Origin of the sequence: Methylobacterium sp. PvR107 (genome assembly GCF_017833295.1) — a bacterium.
Taxonomy (GTDB): Bacteria; Pseudomonadota; Alphaproteobacteria; order Rhizobiales; family Beijerinckiaceae; genus Methylobacterium.
Genome location: NZ_JAFIBW010000001.1, coordinates 1,303,000 through 1,321,583 on the forward strand (window position 1 = coordinate 1,303,000; position 18,584 = coordinate 1,321,583).

At 70.3% G+C, this 18,584-nt stretch carries 18 protein-coding genes; 17 read left to right on the forward strand and 1 reads right to left on the reverse strand.

All coding sequences use genetic code 11. The features are described 5' to 3' along the window. Positions 1–62: 62 nt before the first annotated feature. From hisD to JOE48_RS06090, 14 genes are all read left to right on the forward strand, one after another. Positions 63–1,376, forward strand: a complete 1,314-nt coding sequence (hisD, locus tag JOE48_RS06025) for a histidinol dehydrogenase (protein ID WP_210028640.1) — start codon at positions 63–65, stop codon at positions 1,374–1,376. Next, positions 1,373–2,140 (forward strand): SDR family oxidoreductase, encoded by a 768-nt coding sequence (locus JOE48_RS06030; protein WP_210028642.1) that lies wholly within the window; start codon positions 1,373–1,375, stop codon positions 2,138–2,140. Before hisD ends, JOE48_RS06030 begins: the two co-directional genes overlap by 4 nt. A 25-nt stretch (positions 2,141–2,165) precedes the next feature. After that, positions 2,166–3,176, forward strand: a complete 1,011-nt coding sequence (locus JOE48_RS06035; protein ID WP_210028643.1) for an alcohol dehydrogenase catalytic domain-containing protein — start codon at positions 2,166–2,168, stop codon at positions 3,174–3,176. A gap of 346 nt (positions 3,177–3,522) precedes the next feature. Further along, positions 3,523–4,293, forward strand: coding sequence for an ABC transporter ATP-binding protein (locus JOE48_RS06040; RefSeq protein WP_210028644.1), 771 nt, complete (start codon positions 3,523–3,525; stop codon positions 4,291–4,293). Continuing rightward, positions 4,286–5,206 (forward strand): ABC transporter permease, encoded by a 921-nt coding sequence (locus tag JOE48_RS06045; protein WP_210028646.1) that lies wholly within the window; start codon positions 4,286–4,288, stop codon positions 5,204–5,206. Before JOE48_RS06040 ends, JOE48_RS06045 begins: the two co-directional genes overlap by 8 nt. A gap of 275 nt (positions 5,207–5,481) precedes the next feature. Continuing rightward, complete coding sequence (locus JOE48_RS06050) at positions 5,482–6,504, forward strand: ABC transporter substrate-binding protein (protein ID WP_210028647.1); 1,023 nt, start codon at positions 5,482–5,484, stop codon at positions 6,502–6,504. Next, positions 6,501–7,256 (forward strand): succinate dehydrogenase/fumarate reductase iron-sulfur subunit, encoded by a 756-nt coding sequence (locus JOE48_RS06055; protein ID WP_210028648.1) that lies wholly within the window; start codon positions 6,501–6,503, stop codon positions 7,254–7,256. Before JOE48_RS06050 ends, JOE48_RS06055 begins: the two co-directional genes overlap by 4 nt. Then, positions 7,253–7,582, forward strand: a complete 330-nt coding sequence (locus tag JOE48_RS06060) for a succinate dehydrogenase (protein WP_210028650.1) — start codon at positions 7,253–7,255, stop codon at positions 7,580–7,582. Before JOE48_RS06055 ends, JOE48_RS06060 begins: the two co-directional genes overlap by 4 nt. A gap of 20 nt (positions 7,583–7,602) precedes the next feature. Then, positions 7,603–7,956, forward strand: a complete 354-nt coding sequence (locus JOE48_RS06065) for a succinate dehydrogenase (protein WP_245252728.1) — start codon at positions 7,603–7,605, stop codon at positions 7,954–7,956. 29 nt (positions 7,957–7,985) lie between these two features. Next, a complete protein-coding gene (locus JOE48_RS06070) occupies positions 7,986–8,858 on the forward strand; it encodes a fumarate hydratase (RefSeq protein WP_210028652.1) in 873 nt (290 codons plus the stop codon). A gap of 10 nt (positions 8,859–8,868) precedes the next feature. Continuing rightward, a complete protein-coding gene (locus tag JOE48_RS06075) occupies positions 8,869–9,480 on the forward strand; it encodes a fumarate hydratase C-terminal domain-containing protein (RefSeq protein ID WP_210028653.1) in 612 nt (203 codons plus the stop codon). Continuing rightward, complete coding sequence (locus JOE48_RS06080; protein WP_210028654.1) at positions 9,477–11,201, forward strand: L-aspartate oxidase; 1,725 nt, start codon at positions 9,477–9,479, stop codon at positions 11,199–11,201. Before JOE48_RS06075 ends, JOE48_RS06080 begins: the two co-directional genes overlap by 4 nt. A gap of 12 nt (positions 11,202–11,213) precedes the next feature. Then, positions 11,214–12,854, forward strand: a complete 1,641-nt coding sequence (locus tag JOE48_RS06085) for a thiamine pyrophosphate-binding protein (protein ID WP_210028655.1) — start codon at positions 11,214–11,216, stop codon at positions 12,852–12,854. 249 nt (positions 12,855–13,103) lie between these two features. Then, positions 13,104–14,105 (forward strand): ABC transporter substrate-binding protein, encoded by a 1,002-nt coding sequence (locus JOE48_RS06090; RefSeq protein ID WP_210028656.1) that lies wholly within the window; start codon positions 13,104–13,106, stop codon positions 14,103–14,105. Positions 14,106–14,122: 17 nt separating this feature from the next. On the opposite strand, the gene JOE48_RS06095 is transcribed toward JOE48_RS06090, so the two are convergent. Beyond that, entirely contained in the window at positions 14,123–14,869 is a 747-nt protein-coding gene (locus tag JOE48_RS06095; protein WP_210028658.1) for a sulfite exporter TauE/SafE family protein, read from the reverse strand. Between the two features lie 604 nt (positions 14,870–15,473). Between JOE48_RS06095 and JOE48_RS06100 the strand changes: the two genes are divergently transcribed. From JOE48_RS06100 to JOE48_RS06110, 3 genes are all read left to right on the forward strand, one after another. Continuing rightward, positions 15,474–15,791 carry a UxaA family hydrolase gene (locus tag JOE48_RS06100; RefSeq protein ID WP_210028660.1) on the forward strand — a complete coding sequence of 106 codons (318 nt, stop codon included), beginning with the start codon at positions 15,474–15,476 and terminating at the stop codon, positions 15,789–15,791. Between the two features lie 7 nt (positions 15,792–15,798). Then, the gene (locus JOE48_RS06105; protein WP_280921299.1) at positions 15,799–17,079 is read left to right on the forward strand and encodes a UxaA family hydrolase; all 1,281 of its coding nucleotides are present in this window, start codon (positions 15,799–15,801) and stop codon (positions 17,077–17,079) included. Positions 17,080–17,214: 135 nt separating this feature from the next. Continuing rightward, complete coding sequence (locus tag JOE48_RS06110; protein ID WP_210028662.1) at positions 17,215–18,579, forward strand: cation:dicarboxylate symporter family transporter; 1,365 nt, start codon at positions 17,215–17,217, stop codon at positions 18,577–18,579. Positions 18,580–18,584 lie beyond the last annotated feature (5 nt).

Here is an 18,584-nt window from a genome sequence, read left to right on the forward strand (position 1 = left end):
CTCCGCCCTCCCGAAGGGCACCGTCCGAATTCGTTCGAGACATCCGTAAAGAGGCAGGGATCATGACGATCGACTACGCGAAGCGGGCGACCAAGACGCCCGAGACCGAGACCGACGCGGCGCGGCAGGTCGTGACGGAGATGCTCGCCGCCATCGAGGCGCGGGGCGAGGAGGCGGTACGGGACTATGCCCGTTCCCTCGACCGCTGGACCGGCGAGATCGTCGTGACCCCCGAGGAGATCGCCCGGCGCACGAAGGACATCCCCGGGCGCGTCAAGGCGGACATCGCCTTCGCGGCGGGGCAGGTGCGGCGCTTCGCCGAGGCCCAGCGCGACAGCGTCCAGGACTTCTCGGTGGAGCTGGTACCAGGCCTCGTCACCGGCCAGAAGCTCGTCCCCTGCAACGTCGCGGGGTGCTACGTGCCCACCGGGCGCTACGCCCACATCGCCTCGGCCTACATGTCGGTGGCCACCGCCAAGGCGGCGGGCGTGCCGACCGTCGTGGCCTGCTCGACGCCCTTCCGCGGCGAGGGCATCCACCCCTACGTGCTCTACGCGATGCAGGTGGCCGGCGCCGACGTGATCATGACGCTGGGTGGCGTCCAGGCGATCGCCGCGATGGCCTTCGGCCTGTTCACCGGAAAGCCCGCCGACATCATCGTCGGGCCGGGCAACAAGTACGTGGCCGAGGCCAAGCGGATGCTGTTCGGCCGGGTCGGGATCGACGTCTTCGCGGGGCCGTCCGAGGTGGGGATCATCGCCGACGAGACCGCCGACCCGGCGCTCGTGGCCTCGGACCTCGTCGGCCAGGCCGAGCACGGGCACGAGAGCCCGGCTTGGCTGTTCACCACCTCGCGCACCCTCGCGGACGACGTAATCGCGCGCATGCCGGCGCTGATCGACGCCTTGCCGCCCACGGCGCGGGACGCGGCCGCCGCCGCGTGGCGCGACTACGGCGAAGTGGTGGTGTGCGGGAGCCGCGAGGAGATCGTCGCCGTCTCCGATCGCTACGCGAGCGAGCATCTGGAGGTCCACGCCGCCGACCTCGACTGGTGGCTCGCGCAGCTCAGCAATTACGGCTCGCTGTTCCTCGGCGAGGAGACCACGGTCGCCTTCGGCGACAAGACCTCCGGCCCGAACCACATCCTCCCGACCAAGTACGCCGCCCGGTATTCAGCCGGGCTGTCCGTGCACAAGTTCCTGCGGCCGCTGACGTGGCAGCGCATGGACCGGGAGGCCTGCAAGACCATCGCCCAGGCCACGGCGCGGATCTCGCGCCTGGAGGGCATGGAGGCCCATGCCCGGACGGCCGACCACCGGCTGGCGAAGTATTTCCCCGGCCATGGCCTCGATCTCGGCGAGGCGGTGACCGCATGACCTTCCGCCTGACGCGCCTGTTCGACCTGACCGGGCGGACGGCTCTGGTGACGGGAGGCAATTCCGGGCTCGGGCTGGCGCTGGCCCGCGCGCTGGGCCTCGCCGGGGCCGGGCTGATCCTGACCGCCCGCCGCGCGGCCGACCTCGCGGCGGCGGCCGAGGACCTGCGGGCGGAGGCGATCGCCAGCGAGGTCCAGCCCGCCGATCTCGCGGAGCCCGCCGCGGTCGCCGACCTCGTCGCGCGGCTCGACGGCCGGCCGGTCGATATCCTCGTCAACGCCGCGGGGATGAACCTGCGCCAGCCCTTCGCGGCCGTGACGGCAGAGGCCTTCGACCGGCACATGGCTCTGCATGTGCGGGCACCCTTCCTGCTGACCCAGGCCCTCGCGCCGGGGATGGCGGCCCGCGGATTCGGGCGCGTCATCAACGTCGCCTCCCTGCAATCCTACCGGGCCTTCCCGGACTCCGCGCCATACGGAGCCGCCAAGGGGGCGGTGGTGCAGCTCACCCGCGCCATCGCGGAAGCGTGGTCGGCCCGCGGCGTGACCTGCAACGCGATCGCGCCCGGCTTCTTCCCGACGCCGCTGACGCAGGCGGTGTTCGCCGATTCCGAGCGCGCGGCCCGCAATGCCACCCAGACGGCCTGCGGCCGCAACGGCGAGCTCACCGACCTCTACGGCGCGGCGGTCTTCCTCGCCTCCGAGGCCTCCGCCTACGTCACCGGACAGACCCTGCCGGTCGACGGGGGATTCACCGCCAAATGAACGCCCGCCTGTCCGAGGCCCCGCAATGAAAGCGCTGATCTACACCGGGCCGAACGCGCTCATCGTCGACGACGTGCCGGTTCCCGTGCCGGGGCCCGGCGAGGTGCTGGTGCGGGTCGAGGCGGTCGGCATCTGCGGTTCGGACATGCACGCCTATCACGGTCACGATGCCCGGCGCCCCGCCCCGCTGGTCCTCGGCCACGAGGCCGCCGGACGGGTCGCGGAGGGGCCGCAGGCCGGCGCGCGCGTGGCGGTGAATCCGCTGGTCACCTGCGGACACTGCCCGGCCTGCGAATCCGGGCGGACGCACCTGTGCCCGAGCCGGCAGATCCTCTCGATGCCTCCGCGCCCAGGGGCCTTCGCGGACTACGTCTGCGTCCCCGAGAAGAGCCTCGTGCCGATCCCGGACGCGCTGTCGACCACGCACGCAGCCCTCGCCGAGCCGCTCGCCGTCGCCTACCACGCCGTCAACCAGGGGGCGCGGCTTCTCGGACGGCCCCTGGCGGGGGCGCGTTGCGTGGTGCTGGGCGGCGGCGCGATCGGTTTCGGGTCGGGTCTGGTCCTGACCATGCAGGGTGCGGGCGAGGTCGTCATCATCGAGCCGAATCCCGAGCGGCGCGCCGAAGCCGCGCGCGGCCTCCCGACGGCCCGCTGCCGAGCGCCCGACGATGCCGAGGGTTCGGGTCCCGACAGCGCCGACCTGATACTCGATGCCGTCGGCAGCGACGCGACGCGGGCCAAGGCGAGCCAGCTCGCCCGGCCGGGGGCGGTCATCGTGCATATCGGGCTTCTCCCCGGCGAGCGGGGGCTGGACGTTCGCAAGATCACGCTTCAGGAAATCGTGGTCTCGGGCAGCTACTGCTACACGATGCAGGAGTTCCGCGACGTTGTTGAGGCCCTTGCGGATGGCCGGCTGGGCCCCCTCGATTGGGTCGAGGAGCGCCCCCTCGTCGCGGGCGCGGTTGCCTTCGCCGACATGGATGCAAGCCGCGTCGCTGCGCCGAAGCTTATCCTTCGTCCGGACACGCCGGCTTGATCATGGGCGTCGCACGAACGGAAGGTCGTGCCCGAAGTTGGCCCGACGACGGCAGCATCTATCGGCGGACGCGATCTTCGTGCGGTTATAGCCCGTCCTCGTGCAGGCGCGGCCTGAGCCCGGACAAGCGCTGCTCGGCGGCCGACGGGGCGGACCGCTGTTGCCAGATGTCTTATATATGATGCATTATCCTCTGGGGCCATCGTGACGTGTCTCGCGGACGGAAGTCCGGTCTGGCCTAGCTGGAGGAGCGCCGGGAAGAGCGCAGGCCGGCTGATACACAGACCAGAGCGCGGTTGGGTCGCGCGTCGATACGCGGTCGAAGCCGCGGCGGCAGGGAGGAAGGATGGACACGGGTCAGCCCCTGCTGGAAGTTGACGGCGTCACGCTGCGCTACAAGACGCCCGATCACCTCGTCACGGCCACCTACCGGGTGAGCTTCCGGATCTGGCCGGGAGACCGGTTCGTGCTGCTCGGGCCTTCGGGCTGCGGGAAGTCGACCCTGCTCAAGGCGGTGGGCGGCTACATGGCGCCGACCGAGGGCGAGATCCGGCTCAAGGGCCGGCCTGTGACCGAGCCGGGCCCCGACCGGATGATGGTGTTCCAGGAATTCGACCAGCTCCTGCCCTGGAAGACGGTCCGGCAGAACGTGGTCTTCGCCCTCGAAGCCTCGGGCCGGCTGAAAGGGCGCGCCGCCCTGGAGCGGGCGAACCTGTACATCGACAAGGTCAATCTCACGAAGTTCGCCGACAGCTACCCGCACACGCTCTCGGGCGGCATGAAGCAGCGCGTCGCCATCGCCCGCGGCATGGCGATGGAGCCCGATATCCTGCTCATGGACGAGCCCTTCGCGGCGCTCGACGCCCTGACCCGGCGGCGCATGCAGGACGAGCTGCTGATGCTGTGGGAGGGCACGCGCTTCACCGTGCTGTTCGTCACCCACTCGATCCCCGAGGCGATCAAGGTCGGCTCGCGCATCCTGCTGCTCTCGCCCCATCCCGGCGAGGTGAAGGCGGAGCTCAACAGCGCGGACTCGCCGGAGGCCGCGATGGGGCTGGAGAACCGGATCCAGCAGATGCTGTTCTCGGAAGAGATCGAGGAGGCGGAGAATGTCTAGCGCGCCCGTCCTGACCGGCCTGCCGCGCGCCGCACCCGCGCGCCCGTCCGCCGCGGATCCGAGCCGTCCCGAGATCGTGCGCGAGACCGGCCACGCCCACGGCGCCACGGTGGTGGAGAAGCCCCTGTCGGTCGCCGAGCGGCTCTACAACCAGGCGTGGCTGCGCAAGATCGTGATCCTGCTCGTCCTGGCCGGGATCTGGGAGGCGTACGGGCGCTACCTCGACAACGATCTCCTGTTTCCGACCTTCTCGGCCACCGTGGAGGCGTTTGTCCGCGGCATCGCGGACGGCACGCTGCCGGCCCGCGCCTGGACCTCGCTCAAGGTGCTGCTGATGGGCTACGCCGCCGGCGTCGCGCTCGCGACCGCGCTCACCGGCCTCGCCATCGCGTCGCGGATCGGGACCGACTTCCTCGAGACGCTGACCTCGATGTTCAATCCGCTGCCGGCGATCGCGCTGCTGCCGCTGGCGCTGATCTGGTTCGGCCTGGGCAGCGGCAGCCTGATCTTCGTGCTCGTCCACTCGGTGACCTGGGCGATCGCGCTGAACACCCATTCGGGTTTCCTGTCGGTCAGCCGGACGCTGAAGATGGTCGGGCGCAATTACGGGCTGTCGGGGCCGGGCCTGATCGGCAAGATCCTGATCCCGGCGGCGTTTCCCTCGATCCTGACCGGCCTGAAGGTCGGCTGGGCGTTCGCGTGGCGCACCCTGATCGCGGCCGAGCTGGTCTTCGGGGTCTCGTCGGGGTCAGGCGGGCTCGGCTGGTTCATCTTCGAGAACAAGAACATGCTCGATATCCCGAACGTGTTCGCCGGGCTGCTCACCGTCATCCTGATCGGCCTCGTCGTCGAGAACCTGATCTTCCAGACGATCGAGCGCCGCACCATCCAGCGCTGGGGCATGCAGGCCTGAAGACAGGCCTACTGGCGGATCATCCGGCGCAAGCTTCCCGCGATCCGCCCGTTCGGGCCCTGCAGCCGGCATTTTGATCGTTCTGATGCGCGCCGTCCCGGACGCGACGGCAACGAGAAATTAGGCGCACCGGGCGCGACTTGCCTCCATGACCTGCGTGAAGTCATGTATATAACATATGACTGTTGACAGGGCACGCCCGGCGCGTATCGTTCGATCCGACGCCGACGGACTCGCCTGAGTTAAGATCGGCGCGAAAACAGGTGAGGAACGCCATGACGGCACGGGGCATCATCCGGCTCGTCGGGACGGTCGCGGCCCTGTGTGGGGCGCTCGGCACGGCGCGCGCCGAGGTTTCGACCGTCCGGCTCGCGAAGCAGTTCGGAATCTCCTACCTGCCCTTGACCGTCATGGAGGAGGAGGGCCTGCTGGAGAAGCAGGCCAAGGCGCGCGGCCTCGACGTCAAGGCCGAGTGGCTGCGCTTCACCGGCGGCTCGGGGATGAACGAGGCCCTGCTCTCCGGCAACCTCGACTTCGCCTCCGGCGGCGTCGGCCCGTTCCTGACGATCTGGGGCCGGACGCAGGGCAACATCAAGGTCAAGGGCGTGGCGGCGCTGAACGCGATGCCGCTCTGGCTGGTGACCACCAATCCCGCGGTCAAGTCGATCACGGATTTCGGACCGCAGGACAAGATCGCCCTGCCGACCGCCAAGACCTCGATCCAGGCTATCACCCTGCAGATGGCCGCCGAGAAGGCCTTCGGACCCGGCCAGCAGGCGAAACTCGATCCGCTGACCGTCTCGATGGGGCACCCGGACGCGCAGACCGCCCTGATGGGCGGCCGCTCGGAGATCACCGCGCATTTCGGCTCCCCACCCTTCCAGGAGATGGAGCTGAAGGACCCGCGGGCGCACAAGGTGCTCGACAGCTTCGACGTCATGGGCGGTCCCCACACCTTCAACCTCGTTTGGGCCTCCTCGCGCTTCGTCACGGCCAATCCCAAGGTCACCGCGTCCTTCCTGGCGGCGCTCGAAGACAGCCTGACGCTGATCCGGGACGATCCGGCGAAGGCCGCGGCTCTCTGGATCAAGGCGGAAGGCGCGAAGATTTCGCCGGCGGAGGCGGAAGCGCTCATCCGCGCACCGCAGAACACCTGGACCACCAAGCCCGAGCGCATGACCGCCTATCTCGCCTACATGAACCGCGCCGGCCTGGTCTCCGCTACGGCCGCCAGCGACAGCGAGCTGTTCTTCCCCCCGCCGGCGGCGGGTGATGCCCCGAAGGAGGCGACGCGGTGACGGCCCCCGTCGGGCATGCCGCCGTCGGGCGGAGCGCGACCGAGGCGCTGCGGGTGCGCGTCCGGCGGGGCGAGGCGGTCGCGGACTATGTGGTGCCGCGCCGGGCCAACCAGACGGTGCTCGACGTCGTCACCGAGATCCAACGCGATCAGGACCCGACCCTCGCCTACCGCTTCGCCTGCCGGGTCGGCATGTGCGGCTCCTGCGGCATGACGGTGAACGGTCGCCCGCGCTGGACCTGCCGCACCCGGGTCGCCGCGGTCGCGCCGGACGGGGTGCTGACGCTCGAACCCCTGCGCAACCTGCCGGTAGTCAAGGACCTCGCGGTCGACATGGAGCCCTTCTTCGAGAAGTGGCGCCGCGCCCACGGCTATTTCGAGCCGGGCGAGAACCCACCCGACGACTTCGCGACGGTCGCGCCGGACTCGCCCGCGCGCCAGGAGGTCGATGCCGGGATCGAGTGCATCAATTGCGGCGTCTGCTACGCGGCCTGCGACGTCGTCAGCTGGAATCCCGACTATCTCGGGCCGGCGGCGCTCAACCGGGCCTGGACGCTCGTCAACGACGTGCGCGACCAGGATCGCGACGGGCGGCTCGCCGCGGTGGTGGGCGATGCCGGCTGCCATTCCTGCCACAGCCACATGAGCTGCACCGAGCATTGTCCGAAGGGCCTGAGCCCGACCTTCTCGATCGCGGGCCTGAAGCGCGAAACCGGCAAGGCGGCGCTGCGCCGGTTCTGGCGGCGCGGATGAGCCCGCTCCTGTACCTCGCCCAGCGCGGCACCGCGGCGATCCTCGCGGTCACGGTCGCGGTTCATCTCGGCACGATCCTCTACGCGGTGCGCGGCGGGCTCACGGCGGGCGAGATCCTGGGCCGGACACAGGGCAACCGTGCCGTCCTGCTGTTCTACGCGGTCTTCGTGCTGGCCGCCGCGATCCACGCGCCGATCGGCCTGCGCAGCATCCTGCGCGAGTGGACCGGCTGGCGCGGCCGCTCCCTTGACTTCACCATGATCGCCCTGTCGGCGTTGCTCGCCGGGCTGGGACTGCGGGCGGCGCTGGCGGTGTACTGGGCATGAGGACGATTACGAAGACGTCCATGCAGATCGGGATGACCCGCGCGTCCCTGCGCCGGCCGGGCTTCGCCGCCGCCCTGATCCACCGCCTTTCAGGGATCGCGCTGGCGCTGTTCCTGCCGATGCACTTCATCGCGCTCGGCACCGCGCTCCAGGGCGCCGACCGGCTCGAGAGCTTCCTCGGCCTCACCCAGAACGGCTTCGTCCGCACCGCCGAGTGGGGCCTCGTCTGTGCGCTGGCCGTCCACATGGCGCTGGGGCTGCGGGTGCTCGCCATCGAGTGGCTGCGCTACCGCGAGCGCAATGCCCTCGTCGTCTCGGGCTGCCTCGCGACTGCCTTCGCGGTCGGCCTCCTGTTCCTCCTCAGCGGGGCGTGAGTCCTGCCCGTCACCATCGGAGACCCGCCATGGATCTCGACATCCGCGAATTCGAGGAGGTCTGCCGCGACCTCTACGTCCGCGCCCTGAAGATCCTGCCTCCGGACATCAAGGCGGGCTTCGCCGACCTGCAGCGGGCCGAGACCAGCGCCACCGGCCGCGCGATCCTCGACACGATGGTGGAGAACGTCGCGGTCGCGGAGCGGACCAAGAACATCCTCTGCCAGGATACCGGCATCCCGATCTACAACGTCGTGATCGGCGCCGACGTGCGCTTCGACGGCGCCGCGCTCAAGGCGGCGATCCGGCGCGGCTGCGAGCGGGCCACGAAGGAGTTCTCCCTGCGCTCCTCGGTGGTCCACCCGATCACCCGCAAGAACGAGCAGACCTCTTGCGGCATCCGGGTGCCGATCATCCACGTCGACTTCGACGACCGGCCCGAGACCGTGGCGGTCGAGATGATCCCCAAGGGCTCGGGCTCCGAGAACGGTTCCTTCCTGCAGATGCTGCTGCCCTCGGACGGTATCGGCGCGGCCAAGCGCTTCGTCATCGACCGGGTGATCGAATTGGGTGGCCGGGTCTGCCCGCCGACCATCGTGGGCGTAGGGCTCGGCGGCACCTCGGATCTGTGCATGCATCTGGCCAAGGTGGCGGCGACCCGGCCGCTGCGCTCGGTCTGCTCCGATCCCGAGGGCGCCCGGATCGAGGCCGAGCTGTCGCGGGCGGTGAACGAGCTCGGCATCGGCCCGCAGGGGCTCGGCGGCCGGTCCACAAGCTTTGCCGTCCATGTCGAGCTCGCCGCGACCCACATCACCCAGAACCCGGTCGCCGTGAACATCCAGTGCCACTCGGCCCGCCGCGCCCGCGCGACGTTCACGCCGGGCGGCATCGCGTTCGAGTGAGGAGCAGACCGTGGCCCACCACGTCCTCGACATGCCGACCGGCGAGGCCGAGATCCGCGCCCTGCGGATCGGCGACACCGTCACCCTGCGGCGCTGGCTGTTCGGCATCCGCGACGCGACCCTGATCCACATGTTCGACCGGGACCGCCGCACCCGGCTCGACCTCGACGGTCACGCGGTGATCCACACCGCGCCGAACGTCCATCGCGTCCCGGTCTCCAACGAGGCGCCGGTCGGCTTCGCGCCGTTCTGCATCGGCACCACCACGTCGATGCGCATGGAGCGCTTCACCGACGCCCTGATGGAGCGCGAGGGCGTGCGCCTCATCGTCGGCAAGGGCGGCATGGGGCCGGCGACCCTCGACGCCTTCGCGCGGCGCGGCGGCGCCTACCTCGCGATCGTCGGCGGCGCGGCGGCGCTGGAGACCACCTGGATCGAGACCATCGTGGACGTCGACCTCGACGACCTCCACCCGGAGAGCCTGTGGCAATTCGCGATCCGCGATTTCGGCCCGCTGCTGGTCGGCATGGACGCGCACGGCGGCTCGCTCTTCGCCGACGTGCAGCGCGACGTGGCGGCCCGGCGCGACGCCGTCATCGCCTCCTTGGAGGACGCCCGATGAGCCCCGCGCAGGTCGAGACCGACATCCTGATCCTCGGCTCCGGCGGGGCCGGGCTGTTCGCCGCGCTCCACGCCAAGAAGACCGCGCCCGAGCTCGACGTCACCGTCGCGGTGAAGGGGCTCCTCGGCAAATGCGGCTGCACCCGCATGGTCCAGGGCGGCTACAACGTCGCGCTGGCGCCTGGCGACTCGGTCGAGCGGCATTTCATGGACACGATCGAGGGCGGCAAGTGGCTGAACGACCAGGCGCTCGCCTGGACGCTCGTCACCGAGGCGCAGGTCCGGATCCGCGAGCTCGAAACCGAGCTCGGCTGCTTCTTCGACCGCAACCCGGACGGCAGCGTCCACCAAAAGGCGTTTGCCGGCCAGACTTTCGACCGGACGGTGCACAAGGGCGACCTCACCGGCATCGAGATCATCAACCGCCTGTCCGAGCAGGTCTGGCGCAGGGACGTGCGCCGCCTGGAGGACCACCGCGCCCTGGAGCTGATCCCGGCCCGGGACGGGTCGGGGCTGGCGGGCGTGCTGATGCTCGACATGCGCACCGGCGAACCGAAGCTGGTGCGGGCAAAGGCCGTGCTGCTCGCCACCGGCGGCGGGCCGACCATGTACAAGTACCACACGCCGTCCGGCGACAAGTCCTGCGACGGGCTCGCCATGGCTTTGCGCGCCGGTCTCCCCTTGCGCGACATGGAGATGGTGCAGTTCCACCCGACCGGGCTGCTCGCCGGTGCCGGCACCCGCATGACCGGGACGGTGCTGGAGGAGGGCCTGCGGGGGGCCGGCGGCTGGCTCCTCGATTCCACCGGCCAGCGCTTCATGGAGGCCTACGATCCTCGGGCCGAGCGCGCGACCCGGGACGTGGTCAGCCGCTCGATCATGCGGCGGCTGCGCGAGGGGTTCGGCACCCCGAGCGGCGGCGTCCACATCCAGATGAGCCATCTCGGCCCCGAGGACGTGCGCCGCCGCTTCAAGGGCATGGTCGAGCGCTGCGCCGATTGCGGCTTCGATCTGGCGGGCGGCCTCGTCGAAGTCATCCCCACGGCCCATTACATGATGGGCGGCCTCCAGTTCGCGGTCGACTGCACCACGGCGCTGCCGCGCCTCTTCGCGGCCGGTGAGGATACGGGCGGCGTCCACGGGGCGAACCGGCTGGGCGGCAACGGCGTGGCGAACTCCACGGTGTTCGGGGGGCTCGCCGGCCAGTCCATGGCGCGGGCCGCGCGGCGCGAGGGCGCCCTCGCCGAGCCCGACCCCGCCGCCATCGAGGTGGGCCTCGCCCGCGCCTACGGGCCGCTCGGCTGGCCGGCGGGCTCGCTGCCGGAGATCCGTGAGGCGCTCTATGAGACGATGTGGGCCGATGTCGGCATCCTGCGGGACGAGACCGGCCTCAGCCGGGCGCTCGCCACCCTCGAAGGGCTCGCCGACGCGGTCGCCCGGGCCGGCGCGCCGGACGGCGACCGCCGCTACGCGCTGACCTGGATGGACCGGCTGAACCTCGAGAACCTCGTGCTGGTCTCGCAGGCCGTGGCCCGGGCGGCGCTCGCCCGCACCGACAGCCGCGGCGCCCATTTCCGCGAGGATTTCCCGGAGGCGTCGGATCTCGCGACCTCGCACTACACCGTGGTGCGCCAGCGCGGCGGGGCGCTCGACCTCGCGATGGAGCCGGTGCACTTCACCCATGTGCGGCCGGGGGGCTCCCTCCTCGATGCGGCCGCCTGAGGGACTTGAGCCATGCAGACCCTGCGCGGCGCCGACATCGTGGCCCGGACCCTGGAGGCGCTCGGCGTCACCCGGATCTTCACCCTGTCGGGCAACCACATCATGCCGGTCTTCGACGCCCTACTGGAGACCGGGATCACCCTCGTCCACACCCGCCAGGAGGCGGCCTGCGTCCACATGGCCGACGCCTGGGGCCGGCTGACCGGCGAGGTCGGCGTCGCGCTGGTCACCGGCGGGCAGGGCCACACCAACGGCGCGGCGGCGCTCACCACCGCGCTGGCGGCCGAGTCGCCGGTCCTGCTGCTCTCGGGCCACGCGGGGCTGTCCGAGCTCGGGCGCGGCGCCTTCCAGGAATTGGCCCAGGCCGACATCGCCCGGCCGATGACCAAGGCCGCCTGGACAGCCGGCTCGGTCGCTTCCCTCGGGCCGGACCTGGCCCGGGCCTTCCGGATCGCCCGGGAGGGGCGACCCGGCCCGGTCCATCTCAGCCTGCCGGTCGATCTGCTGGAGGCGGCCGTCCCCGCCGCCTCGGTGCGGATCCCGGACCGGGCCGCGGCCGCGATCCGCACGGCAGAGCCGGCGCCGGATCTCGTCGCCGACCTGCGCGCCGCCCTCGCCGGGGCGGAACGGCCCCTCGTCGCCTGCGGCCCGGCCCTGTGCGACGCTTCCGGCCGGGCCGCCATGGCGGCGCTGGAGGAAGCGCTGGGCCTGCCGGTCGTCGGCATGGAGAGCCCGCGCGGGATCAACGATCCGGCCCTCGGCGCCTTCGCGGAGGTCCTGTCGCGGGCCGATCTCCTCGTCCTGCTCGGCAAGCCGCTCGACTTCACCCTGCGCTTCGGCGCGGCCCCCACCCTCGCGCCCGACTGCCGCTTCGCCATCGTCGATCCCGATCCGGCGCTCCTCGGCCGCGCGCCGGCCGACCGTCTCGCCGTCGCAGCCCTCGCCGATCCGCGGCCGGTTCTGGCTGCGCTGGCCGCAAGCGGCACCGCCCTCCCCCGCCGAGAGGGTTCGCACCGAGAGGCCTGGCACCGGGAGGCGCGGGCCGCCCTCGCCTACCAGCCGCCCGGCTGGGCAGACCTGCGCAGGAATGCAGGGCCCCTGCATCCGGTGGCGCTGTGCCGGGCGGTCGACGCCTTCCTCGACCACTATCCGGACGGCACGCTGATCTGCGACGGCGGCGAGATCGGACAGTGGCCGCAGGCCCTGGTCCGCGCCGGTCGCCGGCTGATCAACGGCGTCTCGGGCACGATCGGCGCGTCGATTCCCTTCGCGATCGCCGCGGCGCTGGAGCGCCCCGGTACCCCGGTGGTTGCGGTGCTGGGCGACGGCACCTTCGGCTTCCACATGGCCGAGTTCGACACGGCCGTGCGCTACGGCGTCCCGTTCATCGCGGTGGTCGGCAACGATGCCCGCTGGAACGCCGAGCACCAGATCCAGCTGCGCAACTACGGCCCCGAGCGCACGCGCCACTGCGACCTGCTCCCGACCCGTTACGACGCAGTGGTCCAGGCGCTCGGCGGGTTCGGGGCGCTGGTGACCAAGGCCGCCGACCTTCCGGCGGTGCTGGAGGCGGCCCATGCCAGCGGCCTGCCGGCCTGCGTGAACGTGATGATCGAGAGCGTGCCGGCGCCGGTGATCCGCCGCCCCGCCTGAAGGGCACGATCAGTCCGTGACGCCGTCTCTGCCGAACGGGGCGGGGGTCCCTCTCCATGTGGGAGAGCGACAGGCTGAGAGAAGAGACTGGTCCGTACGAGGCGCGACCTGTCGGCGCGTCGATAGCGTCTTCAGACGGAGCGTTCGTGTCCCTCATCCCAATCTTCTGCCGCACGGGAGAGGGGGAGGTCGCGTCCACCAAGCGAGTTGGCGCAACGATCGGTTACCATCGGTTCAGGGAGGGGAAACATGCGCAGACGCGACCTTCTGGCGGGCGCTGCCGCCCTCGCGATGAGCCCCCGGCCAGCCTGGGCGGAAGTCGGCGCGGTGGCGATCGCCCGCCAGCCGAGCCTCGGCCACTTGCCGCTGATGCTGATGGAGGAGCAGGGCCTGCTCCAGAAGGCGGCGGCCGCCCGCGGCGTGGAGGGGCTGCAGGCGCGCTACCTCACCCTCGCGGGCGGGGCCGCCATGAACGACGCCCTGCTCTCCGGGACGATCCAGTTCGCGGCCGGCGGCGTGCCGCCCCTCGTGCTGCTGTGGTCGAAGACCGAGGCCACGGCCATGGCCGTGAAAGGCGTGGCGGCGATGAACAGCATGCCGCTCCTGATGAACACCAGCAACCCGAAGGTGCGCACGCTCGCGGACTTCACCGACCGGGACAAGATCGCGCTCCCCGCCGTAAAAGTCTCGGTGCAGGCGATGTTCCTGCAGATGGCCGCCGAGAAGGAGCTCGGCGCGGCCCGCCGCAACGATTTCGACCGGCTCACCGTCACGCTCTCGCATCCCGACGGCATGGCGGCGCTCCTCGGGGGAACCGAGGTGACCGCGCATTTCACCGCCGCGCCGATCCAGGAGCTGGAACTGCGCCGACCCGGCATCCGCACGGTGCTGAACAGCTTCGACGTTCTGGGCGAACCCTCGACCTTCAACGTCGTCTGGGCTTCCTCGGCCTTCGCGAGTGCCAACCCCCGGGTCGTCGCGGCCTTCGGCGCCGCTTTGGACGAGGCACTCGCCGCGATCACGGCCGATCCGTCGGAGGCGGCGCGCGCCTACGTGCGGCTCGCCCACGACGGGAGCGATGTCGGGCTGATCACCGAGATCCTGAACGACCCACAGGTGTCCTTCACGGCGACGCCCCGGGCGGTCGGCAAGGTCGCGGATTTCATGGCCCGCACCGGCACGATCCGCCGCCGGCCGGAGAGCTGGAAGGACCTGTTCTTCGCGGGCGTTCACGACAAGGCGGGCAGCTGACGCCCCGCCGACCGCGCTCAGCTCTGCAGCAGGCCGGGCAGCGCCAGGGCCGTCGTGGTCAGGCCGATCGCGGCCAGCAGTGCGAGAACCAGCGTGCGGAAGCGGCGCTGGTCGATCCGGGCGAACATCGAGAGGCCGGCGAGTACGCTCACCAGCACCACCGGCAGCGCCAGGGCGAGATCGCCGAGGAGCTCGGGCGGTAGCGGATCGAGGTAGACGAGGATCGTCAGAGCCCAGACCTGCATCACCAGGGTGAAGGATTGGTAGACCGCCCGCTGGGTGCGCGGTTCCCAGCCGCGTACGAGGCTCCAGGCCGTCGGCAGGGCGCCGGACAGTCCGGCGATGCCGCCCAGCACGCCGCCGAGGAAGCCGATGGCGCCGTCGCTCCATCGGTTGCCGAATCCAACCCGGTAATCGGCGCGCAGCAGCGCGACGCCGCCGCTGTAGAGCATCAGGAAGCCGCCGATCGCGACCTTGATGAAGCGGGGATCGAGATCGTGCAGCAGGTGAATGCCGATCGGCGCGCCGACGAGGCCGGGCAAGATCATCGCGAAGGCGGTGCCCCGCGGCGGCCAGGTTCGCAGGCGCAGGATCGAGATCACCTGCGAGAGGATGCTGCAGACGAGCACCAGGGCGGTCGCCTCGATGGGCGTGCGTATCGACAGCAGGGTCCCCGAGGCGATCAGCGCGAAGGCGAAACCCGTTAGGCCCGAGATCACGCCGGCGCAGCCGACGCACAGGATCAGGAGGAGCGTCTCGTTCACCGGGGGCGCCCGACCCGGCCTGTGCGAGACGCGTACGCAACCGCCATCCTCGTCCTCTCGGCCCGTGTCCCGCCGGGGCGGGCTCTGTTTCGAAGATATCTTATATAAGACCTGGCGGTTGGGGCAAGACATTGGCTGGTGCTGCGGGCCGGGCGCGCGATTTTTGAGGGGTGGCCCGGACGAAGGTTCGCGGGTCGCATCGGAGGCTCGGTCAAGACGGGCGGCCCGGACTTGCCGCGTACCCTCGCCGCCTTCCAGGGCTGTCTGATTTGCCCGTTCTGGGCCGCGATGCGGTCGCGGAAAGCGGTGCGCGGCCCCTTTCCTGTGCAGGAGACGGATCGGGCGTAGGATCAGGTACTTCCGGATAGGCTCGATTCTACGCGCAGGTGATGACGCGCACGATTTCGGGTGTGCTTGGCCCTCAACCCAGCTCTTTCCCACACGCGGCAGGCGCGCGTCGCGCCTCGCAGGACCGGACGCCCCTGCCCCCGGACCAACGAAATCACCCGCACCCCTCAATCGGCCGTTGACGTCCGCCATCTCATAGGTCTTATATAAGACCAGTCGCCGCCAAGAAGCCGACGACGCAGATCAGGAGGACCGCATGAGCAGCCACGCCGCGTCCGGCGCGGGGCGCCGCAAGCCGCATCTTCTCGCCCATTCCCCCCAGGACAACGTCGCCGTCGCGGTGATCGAGGGCCTGAGCGCGAACACCGACGCCTTCGGGGTAATCACCGAGAATGACAGCACCTTCGAGGTCGCCGTCCGCCACGACATCCCGATCGGCCACAAGGTCGCGCTCACTGACCTGAAGGCGGGCGACACGGCCATCAAGTACGGCCAGGATATCGGCAAGGTCATCAAGGACGTCGCCAAGGGCGAGCACGTCCACGTCCATAACGTCAAGACGAAGCGCTGGTGAGGTGACGATGTTCAAGGAAGCCGCTCAACTCGAACACGAGATCACCACCCCCTTCGTCGGCGGTGCGCCCGATCAGTTCGCCACCCAGGCGCTCGCGACCAAGCGCGCCTCGCAGGACTACAAGGCCGCCACCTTCATGGGCTGGCGCCGGGAGAACGGCCGGGTCGGCGTGCGCAACCACGTCGTGCTCCTGCCGCTGGACGATCTGTCCAACGCTGCCTGCGAGGCGGTCGCCAACAACGTGAAGGGCACGATGGCGCTGCCCCACGCCTACGGCCGGCTCCAGTTCGGCGAGGATCTGGACCTCCACTTCCGCACCCTGATCGGCATCGGCTCGAACCCGAACGTCGCCGCCGTGGTGGTGATCGGCATCGAGGATCAGTGGACCAACCGCGTGGTCGAGGGCATCGCCAAGACCGGCAAGCCGGTCGTCGGCTTCGGCATCGAGGGCCATGGCGACATCGCGATCGTCGCCAAGGCGAGTTACCAGGCCAAGCGCTTCGTGCAATGGGCCACCGAACTCCAGCGCGAGGCGTGCCCAATCGCCGACCTCTGGGTCTCGACCAAGTGCGGCGAGTCCGACACGACCACCGGCCTCGCCTCCTGCCCCACCGTGGGCAACATGTACGACAAGCTGATCCCGCACGGGATCTACGGGGTGTTCGGCGAGACGTCGGAGATCACCGGCGCCGAGCACCTCTGTCGCGAGCGGGCGATCAGCCCGGACATCGCCGACAAGTGGTACACGATGTGGAAGGCCTACCAGGACGACGTGATCGAGGCTCACAAGACCGACGACCTGTCCGACTCGCAGCCCACCAAGGGCAACATCGCGGGCGGCCTGACGACGATCGAGGAGAAGGCGCTCGGCAACCTCGAGAAGATCGGCCACGAGTGCCGGTTCATCGACGCGCTGCAACCCTCGGAGGCCCCCGCCAAGGGACCCGGCCTCTACTTCATGGACACGTCCTCGGCGGCGGCCGAATGCGTGACCCTGATGGCGGCGGCCGGCTACGTGGTCCACACGTTCCCGACCGGCCAGGGCAACGTGATCGGCAACCCGATCGTCCCGGTGATCAAGATCACCGGCAATCCCCGCACCGTGCGCACCATGGGCGAACACATCGACGTCGACGTCTCCGGCGTGCTCAGCCGCGAGATGACGATCCCGCAGGCCGGCGACGCCCTCATCGACATGGTGGTGCGCACCGCCAACGGCCGGCTCACGGCGGCCGAGTCCCTCGGCCACCGGGAATTCGTGATGACGAAGCTCTACCGCAGCGCCTGACGCACCTGTCCCGCGCCCGCGGACCACGACCGGTCCGCGGGCGCAGCCCCGACGCCACGGGGCCAGGACCACGAGGGAGCGCACGACCGCGGGCGAAACCGCGGCGGCCTCCGTCCCGTCATTCTGGAGGAACGCATGAGGTTGCTTCGGTCGATCTACGGCCAGGTCCTGCTTGGCATCGCGCTGGGCATCGCGGTCGGGGTGGTGGCCCCCGATTTCGCCGTCGGCTGCAAGATCCTCGGCGACATGTTCATCAACCTGATCAAGATGATCGTCGCCCCCGTCATCTTCTGCACGGTCGTGGTCGGCATCGCGCATGTCGGCGACATGAAGAGCGTCGGCCGTATGGGCCTGAAGACCATCCTGTACTTCGAGGTCGCAACCACGGTGGCGCTCGCCGCCGGCCTCCTGTTCGTCAACCTGCTGCGGCCGGGCGACGGCGTTAACGCCACGGTCGACAGCCTCGACGCCAAGCTGGTCGCCGGCATCGCCGGCAAGGCTCACGCGCAGTCGCCCATGGAGATCGTCGCCAACATCATCCCGCACAGCGCGGTCGACGCCTTCGCCAAGGGCGACCTGATCCAGGTGATGTTTTTCTCGGTGCTCGTCGGCATGGGGCTCGCGATGCTGGGCCGGCGCGGCGAGTTCCCGCTCAAGGTGGTCCACGCCTTCGGCGACGTGCTGATGAAGGTCGTCGGCCTGATCATGCACTTCGCGCCCGTCGGCGCCTTCGGGGCGATGGCCTTCACCATCGGCAAGTTCGGGCTCGGCATCCTCGCCCAGTACGGGATGCTGATCGTCTCGCTCTACCTGACCTTCATCGTGTTCATCGCCGTCTTCCTCGGCGGCGTGATGCGCTTCTACGTCGGCCTGAGCCTGTGGAAGCTGTTCCGCTACAGCCGCGAGGAGCTGTTCATCCTGCTCGGCACCACGAGCACGGAATCGGTGCTGCCGCGGATCATGGCCAAGCTCAACGGGCTCGGGGTCGACAAGAGCGTCACCGGCCTCGTGATGCCGGCCGGCCTGTCCTTCAACATGGACGGCTCGTGCATCTACCTGACCATGGCGATCGGCTTCATCGCTCAGGCCCTCAACGTGCCGCTGACCTGGGAGCAGGAGTTCGGCATCCTGGCGATCGCGCTGGTGACCTCGAAGGGCGTGGCGGGCGTAGCCGGCGCCATCCTGTTCGTGCTCGCGGCGACCCTCCAGGCCTCGCAGCTCCTGCCGGTGGCGGGCATCGCCTTGATCATCGGGGTGGACCGCATCCTGAACGAGCTGCGCTGCGTGACCAACGCGATCGGCAACATGGTGGCGACCCTCGTGATCGCCCGCTGGGAGGGCAAGATCGACCTCGCCCACGCCCGGGCGGTGCTCGACGGCCGCATCACCCCGAACCTCGACCTCCTCGACGACGAAGACGCGGTGGCGGACGCGATCCCCGCCCGCGAGCCGGCGGCGGCCTTCCGCCGCCCCCTCCCCGCTGCCGTGCCGGCGACCTGAGAAGG